The organism is Thermaurantimonas aggregans, assembly GCF_003851885.1.
Taxonomy (GTDB): domain Bacteria; phylum Bacteroidota; class Bacteroidia; order Flavobacteriales; family Schleiferiaceae; genus Thermaurantimonas; species Thermaurantimonas aggregans.
On record NZ_BHZE01000005.1, the window covers coordinates 125,304 to 138,407 of the forward strand.

The 13,104-nt window shown below is 43.8% G+C and carries 10 protein-coding genes and 1 riboswitch; of the genes, 7 read left to right on the forward strand and 3 right to left on the reverse strand.

Going from position 1 to position 13,104, the window contains the following annotated elements:
* Positions 1–188 precede the first annotated feature (188 nt).
* The 3 genes from EIP89_RS03980 to EIP89_RS03990 all read right to left on the reverse strand — a co-directional run bounded on the left by EIP89_RS03980 (position 189) and on the right by EIP89_RS03990 (position 4,298).
* On the reverse strand, positions 189–1,199 hold the full coding sequence (locus EIP89_RS03980; protein WP_124397363.1) for a nicotinate-nucleotide--dimethylbenzimidazole phosphoribosyltransferase: 1,011 nt from the start codon (positions 1,197–1,199) through the stop codon (positions 189–191).
* A gap of 133 nt (positions 1,200–1,332) precedes the next feature.
* The gene (locus EIP89_RS03985) at positions 1,333–2,403 is read right to left on the reverse strand and encodes a DUF5074 domain-containing protein (RefSeq protein WP_124397364.1); all 1,071 of its coding nucleotides are present in this window, start codon (positions 2,401–2,403) and stop codon (positions 1,333–1,335) included.
* Positions 2,400–4,298, reverse strand: coding sequence for a TonB-dependent receptor (locus EIP89_RS03990; protein WP_124397365.1), 1,899 nt, complete (start codon positions 4,296–4,298; stop codon positions 2,400–2,402). The genes EIP89_RS03985 and EIP89_RS03990 overlap by 4 nt, the downstream gene beginning before the upstream one ends.
* Positions 4,299–4,334: 36 nt before the next feature.
* Positions 4,335–4,529: riboswitch (cobalamin riboswitch) on the reverse strand.
* A gap of 269 nt (positions 4,530–4,798) precedes the next feature.
* Here EIP89_RS03990 and kdsB point away from each other — a divergent pair.
* From kdsB to cas2, 7 genes are all read left to right on the forward strand, one after another.
* The gene (gene kdsB, locus EIP89_RS03995; RefSeq protein ID WP_124397366.1) at positions 4,799–5,539 is read left to right on the forward strand and encodes a 3-deoxy-manno-octulosonate cytidylyltransferase; all 741 of its coding nucleotides are present in this window, start codon (positions 4,799–4,801) and stop codon (positions 5,537–5,539) included.
* Entirely contained in the window at positions 5,539–6,450 is a 912-nt protein-coding gene (locus EIP89_RS04000; RefSeq protein ID WP_124397367.1) for a GYDIA family GHMP kinase, read from the forward strand. The genes kdsB and EIP89_RS04000 overlap by 1 nt, the downstream gene beginning before the upstream one ends.
* A gap of 163 nt (positions 6,451–6,613) precedes the next feature.
* A complete protein-coding gene (gene recR, locus EIP89_RS04005) occupies positions 6,614–7,243 on the forward strand; it encodes a recombination mediator RecR (protein ID WP_124397368.1) in 630 nt (209 codons plus the stop codon).
* Between the two features lie 3 nt (positions 7,244–7,246).
* Positions 7,247–9,691 (forward strand): replication restart helicase PriA, encoded by a 2,445-nt coding sequence (gene priA / locus EIP89_RS04010; RefSeq protein WP_124397369.1) that lies wholly within the window; start codon positions 7,247–7,249, stop codon positions 9,689–9,691.
* 560 nt (positions 9,692–10,251) lie between these two features.
* Positions 10,252–11,241: a CRISPR-associated endonuclease Cas1 gene (gene cas1 / locus EIP89_RS04015; RefSeq protein WP_124397370.1), complete on the forward strand. Its 990-nt coding sequence runs from the start codon at positions 10,252–10,254 to the stop codon at positions 11,239–11,241.
* Positions 11,238–12,281: a CRISPR-associated primase-polymerase type B gene (locus EIP89_RS04020; protein WP_124397371.1), complete on the forward strand. Its 1,044-nt coding sequence runs from the start codon at positions 11,238–11,240 to the stop codon at positions 12,279–12,281. Before cas1 ends, EIP89_RS04020 begins: the two co-directional genes overlap by 4 nt.
* 12 nt (positions 12,282–12,293) lie before the next feature.
* Complete coding sequence (cas2, locus tag EIP89_RS04025) at positions 12,294–12,767, forward strand: CRISPR-associated endonuclease Cas2 (RefSeq protein ID WP_124397372.1); 474 nt, start codon at positions 12,294–12,296, stop codon at positions 12,765–12,767.
* Positions 12,768–13,104 lie beyond the last annotated feature (337 nt).

A 13,104-nucleotide genomic window follows, 5' to 3' on the forward strand; every position in this document is an offset into this window, starting at 1 on the left:
AAGATAATTAATGTATTGTGATTGAATATCAATTTTTTAAAAGTTTCAACTAAATTACATTTTTAAATAAAATCAACCAAAAATTGATGTTAAATATTCTAAAAAATACAATATCAGCTTTTTAGAAATTTTTTATCATATAATTAAAAAGTTTAGTTGATTTAACATAATTCATTGATAAACAGGTTTTAATTAAATATTTCACATGCCATTTTCAATAACTGAAAAGCAGGCACAGCTCCCATGCCTTCTTCGGCTGAAATTTTAAAATCAAATACAGGTTGTATTTGTATTTGTCTTTGTATGTGTTGAGCGATAAGCGAAGAATTTTGCGCCAATATGGCATACTCTGCCACTTCGGGGTGTAGCTTCCAAGCTAAGTAGAGTGCAAGGAGCGCTTCTTCATCGTCCACCACGATTAAAAGCTCTTTCTCAGCAAGTTTAAGAATGGCTCCCACCATCATTGCGATTTGATACGTGCCCCAAATTGCTATTTGATTGATCGGATCGCGCGTCTTTGGATGTTTTTTAAGGGCTAAAACCGCATTTTTTAGTAAAATTTCATCCTCAACCTTGATTAAGTGAAGAAGAGATGACGGTTCTACCTCAAAAATCGAAGCTCCCAACGCAAGCGTTGAAATTTTACAAGACGAGCCAATATGGCCAAGCAAAAACACATTAGATCCTAAATAATAGTACGAGTTGATCAAATCAGCTCCGTAAGCAATGGCTTGATGAACTTCATGCGTGGTAAGTGAAGCTTCATGAATAAAATCTCTTGCGGCTCCGCGAATTTTTCTGTTGAGAATCAGTGAACCTTTGTGCATCCAATAGTCAATAAATCCCTCCAAGGGATAATGAATTCCACAGTCGATGATTTTTACGTCTATTTCAGCCTGATGGGCTATTCTTAGCACTGGGGCTTCGTCGAGCAACATCTTATTAACCCTTCGCGCTGCCGGGCTTATCGGGTCATTGGAGAGTTTGAGTCCGGTAAGGTGATCGCCTGCAAAAAGCAAAAATTTAGGATGCTGAATTACAGGATGTAAGCTTCCCTGAAGTACACCTAATTTCAAAACGAGTTTTTCTAGCACGCCTAACTTACCTATACCACCTTGAACGCGCTCAAGGCGCTGTTCGAGTGCGTGTAAAATTTTCTTATTGGGTACGCGAATTGTAAACTTTAGCCTTTCAGTCATTAGCTGCAAAGGTCGAGAAAATTCCCCCAATCTTATGGACTTGCAGCCAAATCGAATTAATCAACTTAATAAAGAAAAAGCCTGTACACTACTGCTCGAGCTGTACAGGCCAAGAATCAACTCTAGTTGTTGACTATCTAAAAGTGAAATTGCCAGGTATTACCCCTACTTGCTGAGAATCAACTGGTGTAAGAGATGGTACCGTGTATCGAATCATCTTACCTGCTTGATTGAAGTTGCCAGCATCACCGAGATAAAGGTCGCCTCTAATGTCGTCGATGGCCAAAGCATATGCCGTACGGTTGATCACAGGATCACTGGGCAATGCATTGGCGGTGATGTTCATTCTATATACACCGCCAAAGTATTTATCATCGACAAAGTACAAAACATCTCGATCGCGGTTGATGGTAAGGTTTGATGGGAATTTGCCTGCATCTGGGAAGCTGAGAGTTAGTTCCACTTGATCAGTAGAGGTGTTGATGCGCACAAGGGCACCGGGTGTGTTGTTTGCAGGATTTGTAAAATCTTTCTTGCCACCACAAATTACCCACAGCTTACCATCTTTATCTACTGCAAATGCGTTGGGATTGTAAGGTACTTGAATTTTGCGAATAACCTGAAAATTGGTTGTATTAATGACGGTAATGGTAGAATCAGTGAAAAATCCGCCGGAGTTGAGTACATAGAGTTTGTTACTCGATGGCTGATAATACATTCTTTCGGGACCATTTCCACTTTCTACTTCAGCCAGTTTTACAAAGGATGGAGTTTGATAAAAAAACACCTTTCCTGATGCCCAATCGGAAATGGCAACAGATAAAGTGCCCGTCCTTACTGCGTAGCGTGGCGAGGCCATATCCTCAAGAGTACCTACAAGTTTTAAATTATTCGCATCTACCACGCGAACGGCACCCGAATTATTAGCCACTAAATACCCATATGACAAGTCGAAATAGGCTGACTGAAAGATGTTACCAATCGGAACCCCGTTAACTTTCTGATAAATGTCTGATTCCAACTTTTTGGTTTGTGGATCATAAAAGTCAAGCGTTCCTGTTCCGCTGCCGAAGGGGCCTTCGTTTACAACTAATACTCCCGGTTGATAGAGTTTTTCAGGGAGTTGAATGGCATCATCCTTTTTACATGAAGCCGCCACAACGATTGCTAAGGCAGCCGCTGCTACTACGTGATTTTTGGTCATAGATTTCTGGTTTTAGGTTGATAATAGCGTATTAATAGATTAAGTCGATATTCTCTTCCGGGCATGGGTCGCTGTGCAACCATCTGATATTCCGTATTGAATATATTTCGAACTTCTATTCCTATGCTTAAATTAAAATTTTTTCTGGTAATCTCTTTATTTATCAATGTATTAAACACTGCAAAACCTTTTAATAGTCCTGAAGGATGGTTGTCGCTCAGGGTGTGCTGAGCGCCTTGTACATGCGATGATGCTAAATATTGCCAAGTATTGAAAGTGTACCCAAGTGAGAAATTTGCAATGTGTAATGGACTGTAAATAAGCTGTTTGCCCACAGTAGAAGACATTGCGCCCTCTGCTTTAGTTATTTCAGTGCGATTAAAGCAGTAGTTGATTTGAAAATTCACCGTATTTCGATCTTTTAATTGAACTCTAGACTCAGCTCGTACTTCCACACCTGCACTTTGTGCGCTCTGTACATTGATGGGCGACCAGAAAGCTCCCACGGGCTGCCATAGGATTAGTTGATTAATTTGTTGTGCAAAAGGTTGTGCATTGATCTCTACATCCAAGAGCTTCCATTTTTGTCTGTACCTCAAGCCTAATTCAGCAGTATAGCCTGATTCAGATTGAAGGTCAGGATTACCTCCTGGCGTCCAAAAACGCTCGTTGAGTGTAGGCCATCGAAAGTGATTACCAGCTGAAATGCTGAATTTTAAAGCGTTTAAAAACTTTTCACCTGAAAGTCTGAAAACTGAAGGTGCCCAATTTCCATCCATCCATTCCTGCCTTGCGGTGAGTGCCAGGCGAATTTTCCGATGTATCCAGTGTTCCACGGTTGTACTTGCTATGGCCAGCGTTTGTTGGGCACCTTCAGCCCGGAGTTTCGATGGAGCATTGTAGTGGCTCAATTCCGTGTTGAACAATACATTCCACGTTTTATTAAAAGTTGTTTGTCCTCTAAAAAATGTTTGAACGCCCTTAACTTCACTAGAATCGGTGGTTCGAAGTAGATCATTTTGATAAACAATTTTTTCAGATATATATCCGACACCAGTCGAATAGTGAACTAAACCTGCTCTTCCAGTAAGTAAGAGTACTGTGCGAAGGTTGTCGTTCCATTGTCTGCTGGTATTAAAGCGCGACTCCACACGCGATGGTGGTATGTTGATAAACGACCTCTGTTTCCAAACGGCCATATGAAGTCGTAAACGTTCGTCGATTTTATAGCCAAAATCCAGAGTGGCATTGGTGTGTATGTAGCTTCCATTGGACAGTCGTTGGCGCTGTCTCGATAGGTTTATGTATTCGAAGTCATTTGAAGCAAGATGTTGGTTTATAGATATTTTTGTGCTGAATCGGCCCATATTAGTTCCTGCCATTACTCCGGCCTGCCGATAACCAAACGATCCGATCGATGAAATAGCGCTGGCTTCTATGGCTTCAGCCACAGGTTTTGAACCGAGCAGCAAGGCTCCGCTACCTGCCCCTGAGCCATAAAAACCTGCCATATTGCCTTGATATATAGACAGTTGATCGAAAGCAAATCCAGGTACACCGCTGAAATCAAAGAGGCCCATTGCCGGATTGTTGATGCTCAGGCCGTTCCAAACGACTTTGAAGTGTTCTGATGCCAGCCCTCGTACTCTGAAAGTTGTTATCATTCCTGGACCATATTGCCGAACGACAGCTGGTAAGGAATAACGCAGCAAGTCAGTAACTTCTAAAAAAGCCTTGTTTTTTAACAAAGAAGAGTCAGGTGAAAATTCCATAAACCCTGATGTGGAGAGGTGAATGCGGCTGGCGCGCACGTCCACTTCAGGCAAATACGTATGCTGAGAACAAAGAGCCCAGGAGAGCAACCAAGCTCCAAGTATGTAATTTAATCCATTCATTTTCAGGCTGTCCCTTATTCCCGAGAGACAAGCGGCATTGGGTTAACATCTGCGGTAGGTCTTCTGACTTGCTTCACGCTGTCCGCCTTCCCATCGCTTTTACGTGGCGACAGTGGCTTTGATATGGACAGCGCTTTTTGTCGAAGCTCACAGCTGCGGGTACAGTTGCGGATTTTCACCGCATTCCCTATTAAGGCCGTATTAGGGCCACCTGCAGACGGGCGCAAATCTATAAAAGAAATTGACTTTTACTCTCAGAAAATCGCTTTCCTGCCCTGCAGCTCTTGATGCCTCTCGCTCTTAGCAGGCTTGTAGTGTTGAAAATAAAAGTTTAAATTTTGAATATCAGCATATTAAAACTTATTGGTTTATAGATTTTCCCAATTTTCCTGCACTAAAAATGTTTTTTTGTGATTCCTTTTTTTCACATCTGTATAGTTTCTGTCAGCGGGCCGAACTTTGCCAGCTGATTTATTACGCATTTTTTATTATCTGCATTCATGAAAGTACTCGGCATTATACCTGCGCGATATGGCAGCACTCGACTTCCGGGCAAACCGCTCATTGACCTTGGCGGCAAACCCATGATTCAACATGTGTACGAAAGAGCTATCGGAGCGGTAGATTTACTGGTAGTAGCCACCGACGATGAGCGTATTTCAGCCGTTGTACACAGCTTTGGTGGTCGTGCACTAATGACCTCTCCTGAACATCAAAACGGCACCAGCCGCTGTGCCGAAGTGCTCTCTGCCCTTGAAATGGAAGGTTTATCATTTGATGTAGTCATAAATATTCAGGGTGATGAGCCCCTCCTGGACCCCCTACTGCCTAAAAATCTGGCAGCTCTTTTTTTAAATCCATCTGTACAAATTGCAACTGCTGTGCGACAAGTTTTATCCGCTAGCGAACTCAAAGAGGGAACAGTGCATGTAGTGCTCGACCAGTACAATCGCGCTTTATATTTCAGCCGCAGCATCATTCCCTACCAACGCGACGTGCCGCGCGAGCAATGGACAGCATCGTTTACTTACTACCATCACATAGGCATTTACGCCTTCCGCAGTCAAGTATTAGAAGAAATCGTACAACTTCCCTCATCTCCTCTTGAAGATGCCGAAAAATTGGAACAACTTCGGTGGTTGGCGGCAGGTTACCGAATTCATTGCATTGAAACCGATTTTCAAAGCATACCCGTAGATACCCCTGAAGACGCCGATTACGTAAGAAAACATCTCTCTTGATGGAAAGGATTCCGTTCGAATCTTACGCCTTCGGAAAACTGATGCTCACAGGCGAATATGCCGTGACGCATGGTGCACGTGCCTTAGCACTGCCCACGCGCTACGGACAGCAACTTAAAGCCACTCCCCTTCCCTACAGCGAAAAACTCATCTGGCAAGCTCGTGATGCCGACGGGCAAATATGGCTTTCAGTCACTTTTGAAGGAAAAGAATTGATACCCAGCGAATCAACGGCTGAAGCTGATACACTTATAAAACTTTTGAAAAAAGCCCAAGAGCTCAATCCTGCTTTCAAATACACTGGCTACCAAGTCGAAACTCTACTTGAGTTTTCCCGCCATTGGGGCCTTGGCAGCAGCAGCACGTTAGTAGCACTCCTCGCTCAGTGGTCGCAGTGCGATGCTTTCGAACTCTTCTTCTCAACCCTCTCGGGCAGTGGTTACGATGTGGCTGTATCGCTTCACGGCAAACCGCTTTTATTCAAACTTCGAAAACCAAAACCGGAGGTTCAACTTCTGGAATACACTATGCCCGACGTAGATAGCCTTTGCTTTCTTTATCTGGGTAAAAAGCAATCCTCACAAGCTGAGCTCAGTCGCACTGCTTCCGTACAGATCGATCCTGTACTTATAGATGATGTAGATACCATAAGCATCGAATTATCAAGAGTCAATACTTCAGCAGACTTCGATTACCTGCTTGAGCAACACGAGGGCCTCATCAGTCGCCTAATAGGCTTGCCTACGATAAAACAATCGCTCTTTAAAAATTATCCTTTGTTAATTAAATCTCTAGGTGCATGGGGAGGTGATTTTGCCTTAGTGCGCATATCCTCAGCAAGCGATTTACAATATTTCAAAAACAAAGGATATGATACCATCGTGCCAGCAAGGGAGATGATTCGCCACTGAGATTTTTAAAGCCATTGAACCTGGTAATGCGAACGCATATATGGTTCGATGATGTGGCAAAAAACCTACCGTAGAAACAAATCGCTCGTTGCAAAAGTAGATTTAGATAGAATTTGCCTTACTTTGCGTTTTTGTGTTGAGTTTTGATAAGTAATTGATCTACATGAATGAACCTACCCTACCGTCGCGCATATTAGAAAATGCCGTAACTGAGATTGCTAAGTTGCCAGGCATTGGCCGTAAAACAGCCTTGCGATTGGCACTACACCTGTTGTCGCGCGATAAAGAAGTGGGTTTAAAACTCGCTGAAGCCATACATGCCTTAGTAAGAGATGTGAAAACCTGTCGCGTGTGCCATAACATCTCCGAATCAGACCTTTGCGACATTTGTAGCGACCCGAGGCGTGATGCCTCACGCCTTTGCGTGGTTGAGGATGTGCGCGATGTACTCGCTATCGAAAATACCGGCCAATTCCGCGGAAAATATCACGTGCTCGGAGGCCTTATTAATCCGATGGCTGGTATAGGCCCATCTGACATTGCAGTAGCTGACCTGCCTGAGCGCATTCAAACAACCGGCGTTCAGGAATTGATCATTGCTCTGCCCTCTACTGCCGAAGGCGATACTACCGCTTTCTTCGTCTTTAAAAAGACAAAAGACCTTTCCATACAGATCACTACACTTGCACGAGGAGTTGCCATAGGCGAAGAACTCGAATATGCTGACGAAATCACACTTGCGCGCAGCATACAGTACCGCATACCATTCGAAACTTCCATTAAGAGCTTATAGCCATTGGAAAACCCAAGCTTCCCCCGATTTGCCGAAGTACTTCTTCCAAGGCCTCTGGCCGGCGGTTTTACTTACATTATTCCCGAAAACATGCACACCCTGCTCAGGCCGGGCATCCGAGTACTTGTCCAATTTGGCAATCGAAAGATCTACTCCGGGATCATACTCCGCCTTCACAACGAAAAACCAGAAAACCATCAGCCTAAAGCTATTCTCGAAGTGCTCGGTCCTGCCATCGACGATCAGCGCATCTTGCAGTTTTGGGAGTGGCTTGCCTCTTATTACATGTGCACGCCAGGTGAGGTAATGAACGTAGCACTGCCCTCGCGACTGAAACTCGAAAGCGAAACCCAACTCCTCTGCCCGCTCGACGAAGAACAGTGGCCCGACACGCTCAGCGATACCGAACTCGAAGTACTTCGAATTACCCGTTCCAATAGCGAAACCACATTAAACGACGTAATAAAATTTTCAGGGGCAAGCTCTGTAAAAGTAGTTCGCCATCTGGTCGATAGCGGACTACTGCTCATCAAAGAATCCATCAAACACCAGAGCCTTGAAAAGTGGATAAAAGTTGTCAGACTCAGGCCCAACAGCGAAGAGCTCATTGCTGCCATTCTCAGCCCTAATACGCGGGCCAAAAGCCAGCAAAACCTCCTATTAGCCTATTATCAGCTCGAATCTACTGGTCAACCCATTACCCGCGAAAAACTACTCGATGTTTCACGCGCCTCCATGTCATCGTTAGATGCTTTAGTAGAAAAAGGTATTTTTGAAATCGTAGAGGTGAAAGAATCCTCCATCATCGGCCGCTCTGGCATGCAGGCATACACGCTCACGCCTGTACAAAACCAAGCCCTACAGCAGATTTTGGATTCTTTTCAAAAAAAGAGAATCGTACTCTTGCACGGGGTTACCTCCAGCGGCAAGACTGAAATCTACGTACACCTGATGAAGCAGGTGCAGCAATCGGGCGGCCAATGCCTCTTATTAGTACCTGAAATAGCCCTTACCACCCAACTCATCGGTCGCCTTCGCCAATTTTTCGGCGATCAAATCAGTCTCTACCACAGCCGGATGTCCGACCGCGAACAAACAGATGTATGGGAATCCGTCAGAAAATGTGAGCCCACAGGCCGCATCGTTGTCGGTGCGCGCAGTGCCCTCTTTCTGCCCTACTCCGACCTCAGACTCGTCATAATCGATGAAGAGCACGACCCCTCTTACCGCCAAGATGCCCCAAACCCCCGCTACCAGGGCCGGGATGCAGCCATCTACCTCGCTAGTCTCTTCGATGCTCGAGTACTTCTCGGCAGCGCCACTCCCTCCATCGAAAGCTATTTTAACACCCAAATAGGCAAATACGACCTCGTAGAGCTACACCAGCGCTATGAAGGCTTGAGTCTCCCCACTGTCGAAATTGTCGATCTCAGAGCAGCCCGAAAGAAAGGTCAGCTGCGCGGCAACTTCAGTCAGGCGCTGCTTCTAGCCATTGAACAAGCCATAGCTCGCGGCAGGCAGTCCATCATCTTCCAAAATCGCCGTGGATATGCTCCCCGTCTCGTATGTACCGAATGTGGCTTGATACTTATGTGCCAGCACTGCGATATCGCCCTCACTTTGCACAAGGCTGCCCACAAGCTCCGCTGTCACTACTGCGGTAGTGAAAAGCCTGTTCCCCTCGCTTGCAGCGCATGTGGTAGTGTACAACTGCAGCTGCAAGGAGCTGGCACCGAACAGATCGAAGACGAACTCACTACCTATTTTCCCAATGCCCGCATCGAGCGACTCGACCTAGATACCGCACGCAGCAAAAAGCGCTATCAACAACTCCTTACCGACATGGAAACAGGCCAAATAGACATACTCGTCGGCACTCAAATGGTAACAAAAGGCCTCAACTTCGCCAATGTAGAAGTCGTTGGCGTCGTCAATGCCGACAATCTCCTCTACTTTCCCGAATACCGCGCCCATGAGCGCGCCTTTCAGCTGCTTGAGCAAGTAGCAGGTCGCAGCGGCCGCAGCGGACAGGTGGGCAAAGTATTTATCCAGACCTACACACCACAGCATCCCGTACTCACTCATGTAAGCACACATCACTACGGCGACTTCTACCAATGGCAGGCAGCCGAACGTCGCGAGTTTCACTATCCACCTTTCGTGCGTATGATACAGCTCACCCTGCGCCATCGCGACCTCAAAATCCTTCAGGCAGCTGCCTCACAACTCGCCCAGAGCCTCACTACACTTCAAGAGATCCACATCATAGGCCCTGAGTTTCCGCCAGTAGCTCGCGTAAGCGACTACTACCGCATGCGCTTTCTCATCAAAATCCCCAAAAACCAATCTTACCTCCGAATTAAAAACACCCTGTGGCACACCTGTCTTTCCTTTTTCGCCCATGCCGACTATCGACGCATACGCTATACCTTCGAAGTTGATATTTAATTTTTTCTCTTTTGGCGTACCTTTTTTTTAAAGCTGTTGAACTCAAACTTTAACTCAAAATAAAATCCAAACCCAAACCATACCGCACCCAGCTGCGAGTACTGCAGGAGATGCCCCCTCTTTAATTCACCGGATTTAGAGAGAGGGTCGAAAGGTAATTTGGTATAGTCGTTAAGTCTTTGAACTTATACTTTAACTAAAAATGGAGACACCGATTAGATTTTCACAGATTCAATCACAGTTTTACGCAAATGCTTTTTACGCACCCTAAATCCCTTTTTAGATCCGACAGGCGGATTTAAAGAAGCACTTCCTCTCCCCCCCCATTCCGCCAATAAGCGAAGAGAGGGGAGAAAGTAAAAAAACTTCTCTTTGATAGATATCCAAAAGGTGAATAAAAAAGATTTTTTTAAAAGTGAACAAATGAAATAAGTATTAAAGAGCTTTTCACAATCTCGCCATTAGGATAGTTATAACCTACAATTTGTCTGAATTACTAACACAAATTTATCTTAAAAAATAAATAAATACCTTAATATCTTTGTATAAAACCTACGAGCATGCAACTCGTGCTTAATTCCCATGGGCTCACTCTCCGTAAGGAAAACAACGCTTTTTTAATATCAACGCTCGAAGGCCAGCAACGAATTCCCGCCGATCAAGTTCGCAGCATTTTAGTACACCCATCTGCTGCAGTCACTTCAGATGCTATAATGCTTGCAATTCAACACAGTATTGATGTAATTTTTATTGACTCGCGAGGTAAGCCACATGGCCGCGTTTGGTCCGTACAGTTTGGCTCAATTTCAACTATTCGACAAAAACAAGTCGAATTTCTTTATTCAGCTGCAGCAGTAGATTTTATTAAAGAACTTCTCACCGAAAAGCTCGATAACCAAATAACGGTACTTCTCGCCTTTAAACCTGACGATCGTTCGCCCGACGACCGCCGAATTCAATCAATTATTAATAGCCTTGAAGACTATAAATCCAAAATCCAATCCATAAAAGCACCTCATATTTCTGACATTGCCCCTACCCTTCGCGGGTGGGAAGGTGTAGCCGGCCGTCGCTATTTTGAGGGCGTCTCATTACTTCTACCAAATCAATGGCGATTTGAGCAACGCTCGCAACACCCGGCTTACGATCCCTTCAACTGCGCACTGAATTACGGTTACGGAATTTTATATGGAAAAGTGGAAGGTGCCCTTATAAAAGCTGGCATCGATCCATATATGGGAATATATCATCGCGACGATTACAATCGCCCTGCTCTTGTCTTTGATATCATCGAAAAGTTTAGGTACTGGATCGATTATGTTGTTATTACTCTCTTTCGCGCAAATGCATTTTTTGATGAGTGCTTTCGAATCGAAAATCAACGTGAATATTTACTCGACGGTATAGGTAAGCGCATTCTTATTCAAAGCGTGAACGACTACCTGGCTGAAGTTATAGCACAAGGCCAACTCGAACGCTCACGCGCCACCCACTTGGAAAATTACGCCCATTCCCTCGCTCAAAAATTTCTAAAATTCTCTCAACCATGATGTACGGTCGCTCAGTAATGGCTTTAAATGAGCCTCTGGAAAAAATTACACTGCATCAAATTCTTCACCTAATTCGTCAACCAGATCAAAGCTTTATTAATCAAATTTTAAACCTCAGGCGTATCCGCGCCCTCGACCCCCGAATTTATTCCGAAAAAAAACGTCAACTCCCTTTTTTCACCACTTCTCTATTTAATCCCCCCTACCGTCGAAAAGAAAATTTTGTAAATACACAATTTTTCATCATCGATTTCGATCACGTGAGTGACCATCCTGAACAACTTCAACAGATTAAAAGCCAATTCTTCCAGCATCCCACTGTTAAAGCCATATTTATGTCGCCTGGTGCCGATGGCCTTAAACTTATTTTTGAACTCGCAGAGCCTCTATCCGACGCTCCACTATATGCAGCTTTTTATAAAATATTTGCTACTCGATTTGCTACCGAACACCAAGCTATGCAATGGCTCGATCGTGCTACTCACGACGTTTCACGCGCCACTTTTTTAAGCTACGACCCTGATCTTCTCTCTCGCTCTGACAATGAAAAAATCGATATATTTTCTTTTATCCCACCTGACGATCTCTTTGCCATTCGGCATGAAGTGAGCCAAGCCGAAAAAATACTAAGCGAGACGACAGCACCTTCTGCCCACCAAGCCAACGACCCCGCTCCAGATATCCTCCAGCAAATTAAAGCTAAACTCAACCCTAATGCCCGTTCCTTACGAGAAAAAAATTACTATGTGCCACCCGAAGTAGATGAGCATAAAGAAGCCATTGTCAATTTCTTTAATCAAAATCAAATCGAAGTATTAGAAATTTTACCAATAAACTTCGGTCGTAAATTCGTGCTTCGCGCTGGTAATCTACGAGCCGAGATTAATCTATTCTATGGAAAAAAAGGATTTTCCGTAGTGCCTACCCCTAAAACTGGCACCAATACAGAGCTCAATAACTTATGCCGCCAGCTCCTTGAGCAGTATCTCACCAGTCTGCCTACTAATCTACCTGAAGTACCTGGTTTTTTATCCTCCTAAAGCCAACCAATAATGGCAAAGCCCAAAAATCGACCTTATTCATTAAAAGAAAAACTTCACAAAATCTACCAAAAAAATTTACGTGCTCAAGCACTTAATCCCCCTGAACAGCCCGATCCCCTACTTCCTCTTGACGAACGCTTACGCTCAGTTCTAAAAATTTTTGACCAACAGCTAAAATCTACAGAAATGATTTACCTAATTATGTACGATATCGAAAACAATAAAATACGCACTCAAATTTCAAAATATCTCATAAAACAAGGATGCATCCGCATTCAAAAATCTGTTTTTATAGCTCGTTCCGAACATCCAAAATTTCAAGATATTTATAACACTCTTCAAGAAGTCAATTCCTACTACGAAAATCAAGATTCCATACTCCTTGTACCTGTTAATACCTCCGACATACGCTCCATGAAAATTATCGGCAGGGAAATCACACTCACATCAATAATTTCTCCTCCCAATACACTATTCTTTTAATAAAATTTCCTTTACGACAAGTATCATAATTTTCAGTCAAACTTTTAATAAACCTCAATTACATTTTTCTAAAATAGATATTACCAATTTCGAAAATCAATGATCGATTAAATGACCAATGAAATTGATTATAATAAAGCCCAAACCATACAGCACCCAGCTGCGAGTACTGCAGGAGACGCCCCCTCTTTAATTCACCGGATTTAGAGAGAGGGTCGAAAGGTAATTTGGTATAGTCGTTAAGTCTTTGAACTTATATTTTAACTAAAAATGGAGACACCGATTAGATTTTCACAGATTCAATCACAGTTTTACGCAAATGCTTTTACGCACCCTA

Coding starts and splice junctions, on each gene's coding strand:
- EIP89_RS03990 (WP_124397365.1), bottom strand. CDS start 4,298: ATGAATGGATTAAATTACATACTTGGAGCTTGGTTGCTCTCCTGGGCT.
- recR (WP_124397368.1), top strand. CDS start 6,614: ATGAATGAACCTACCCTACCGTCGCGCATATTAGAAAATGCCGTAACT.
- EIP89_RS04000 (WP_124397367.1), top strand. CDS start 5,539: ATGGAAAGGATTCCGTTCGAATCTTACGCCTTCGGAAAACTGATGCTC.
- kdsB (WP_124397366.1), top strand. CDS start 4,799: ATGAAAGTACTCGGCATTATACCTGCGCGATATGGCAGCACTCGACTT.
- cas2 (WP_124397372.1), top strand. CDS start 12,294: ATGGCAAAGCCCAAAAATCGACCTTATTCATTAAAAGAAAAACTTCAC.
- EIP89_RS03985 (WP_124397364.1), bottom strand. CDS start 2,403: ATGACCAAAAATCACGTAGTAGCAGCGGCTGCCTTAGCAATCGTTGTG.
- cas1 (WP_124397370.1), top strand. CDS start 10,252: ATGCAACTCGTGCTTAATTCCCATGGGCTCACTCTCCGTAAGGAAAAC.
- EIP89_RS03980 (WP_124397363.1), bottom strand. CDS start 1,199: ATGACTGAAAGGCTAAAGTTTACAATTCGCGTACCCAATAAGAAAATT.
- EIP89_RS04020 (WP_124397371.1), top strand. CDS start 11,238: ATGATGTACGGTCGCTCAGTAATGGCTTTAAATGAGCCTCTGGAAAAA.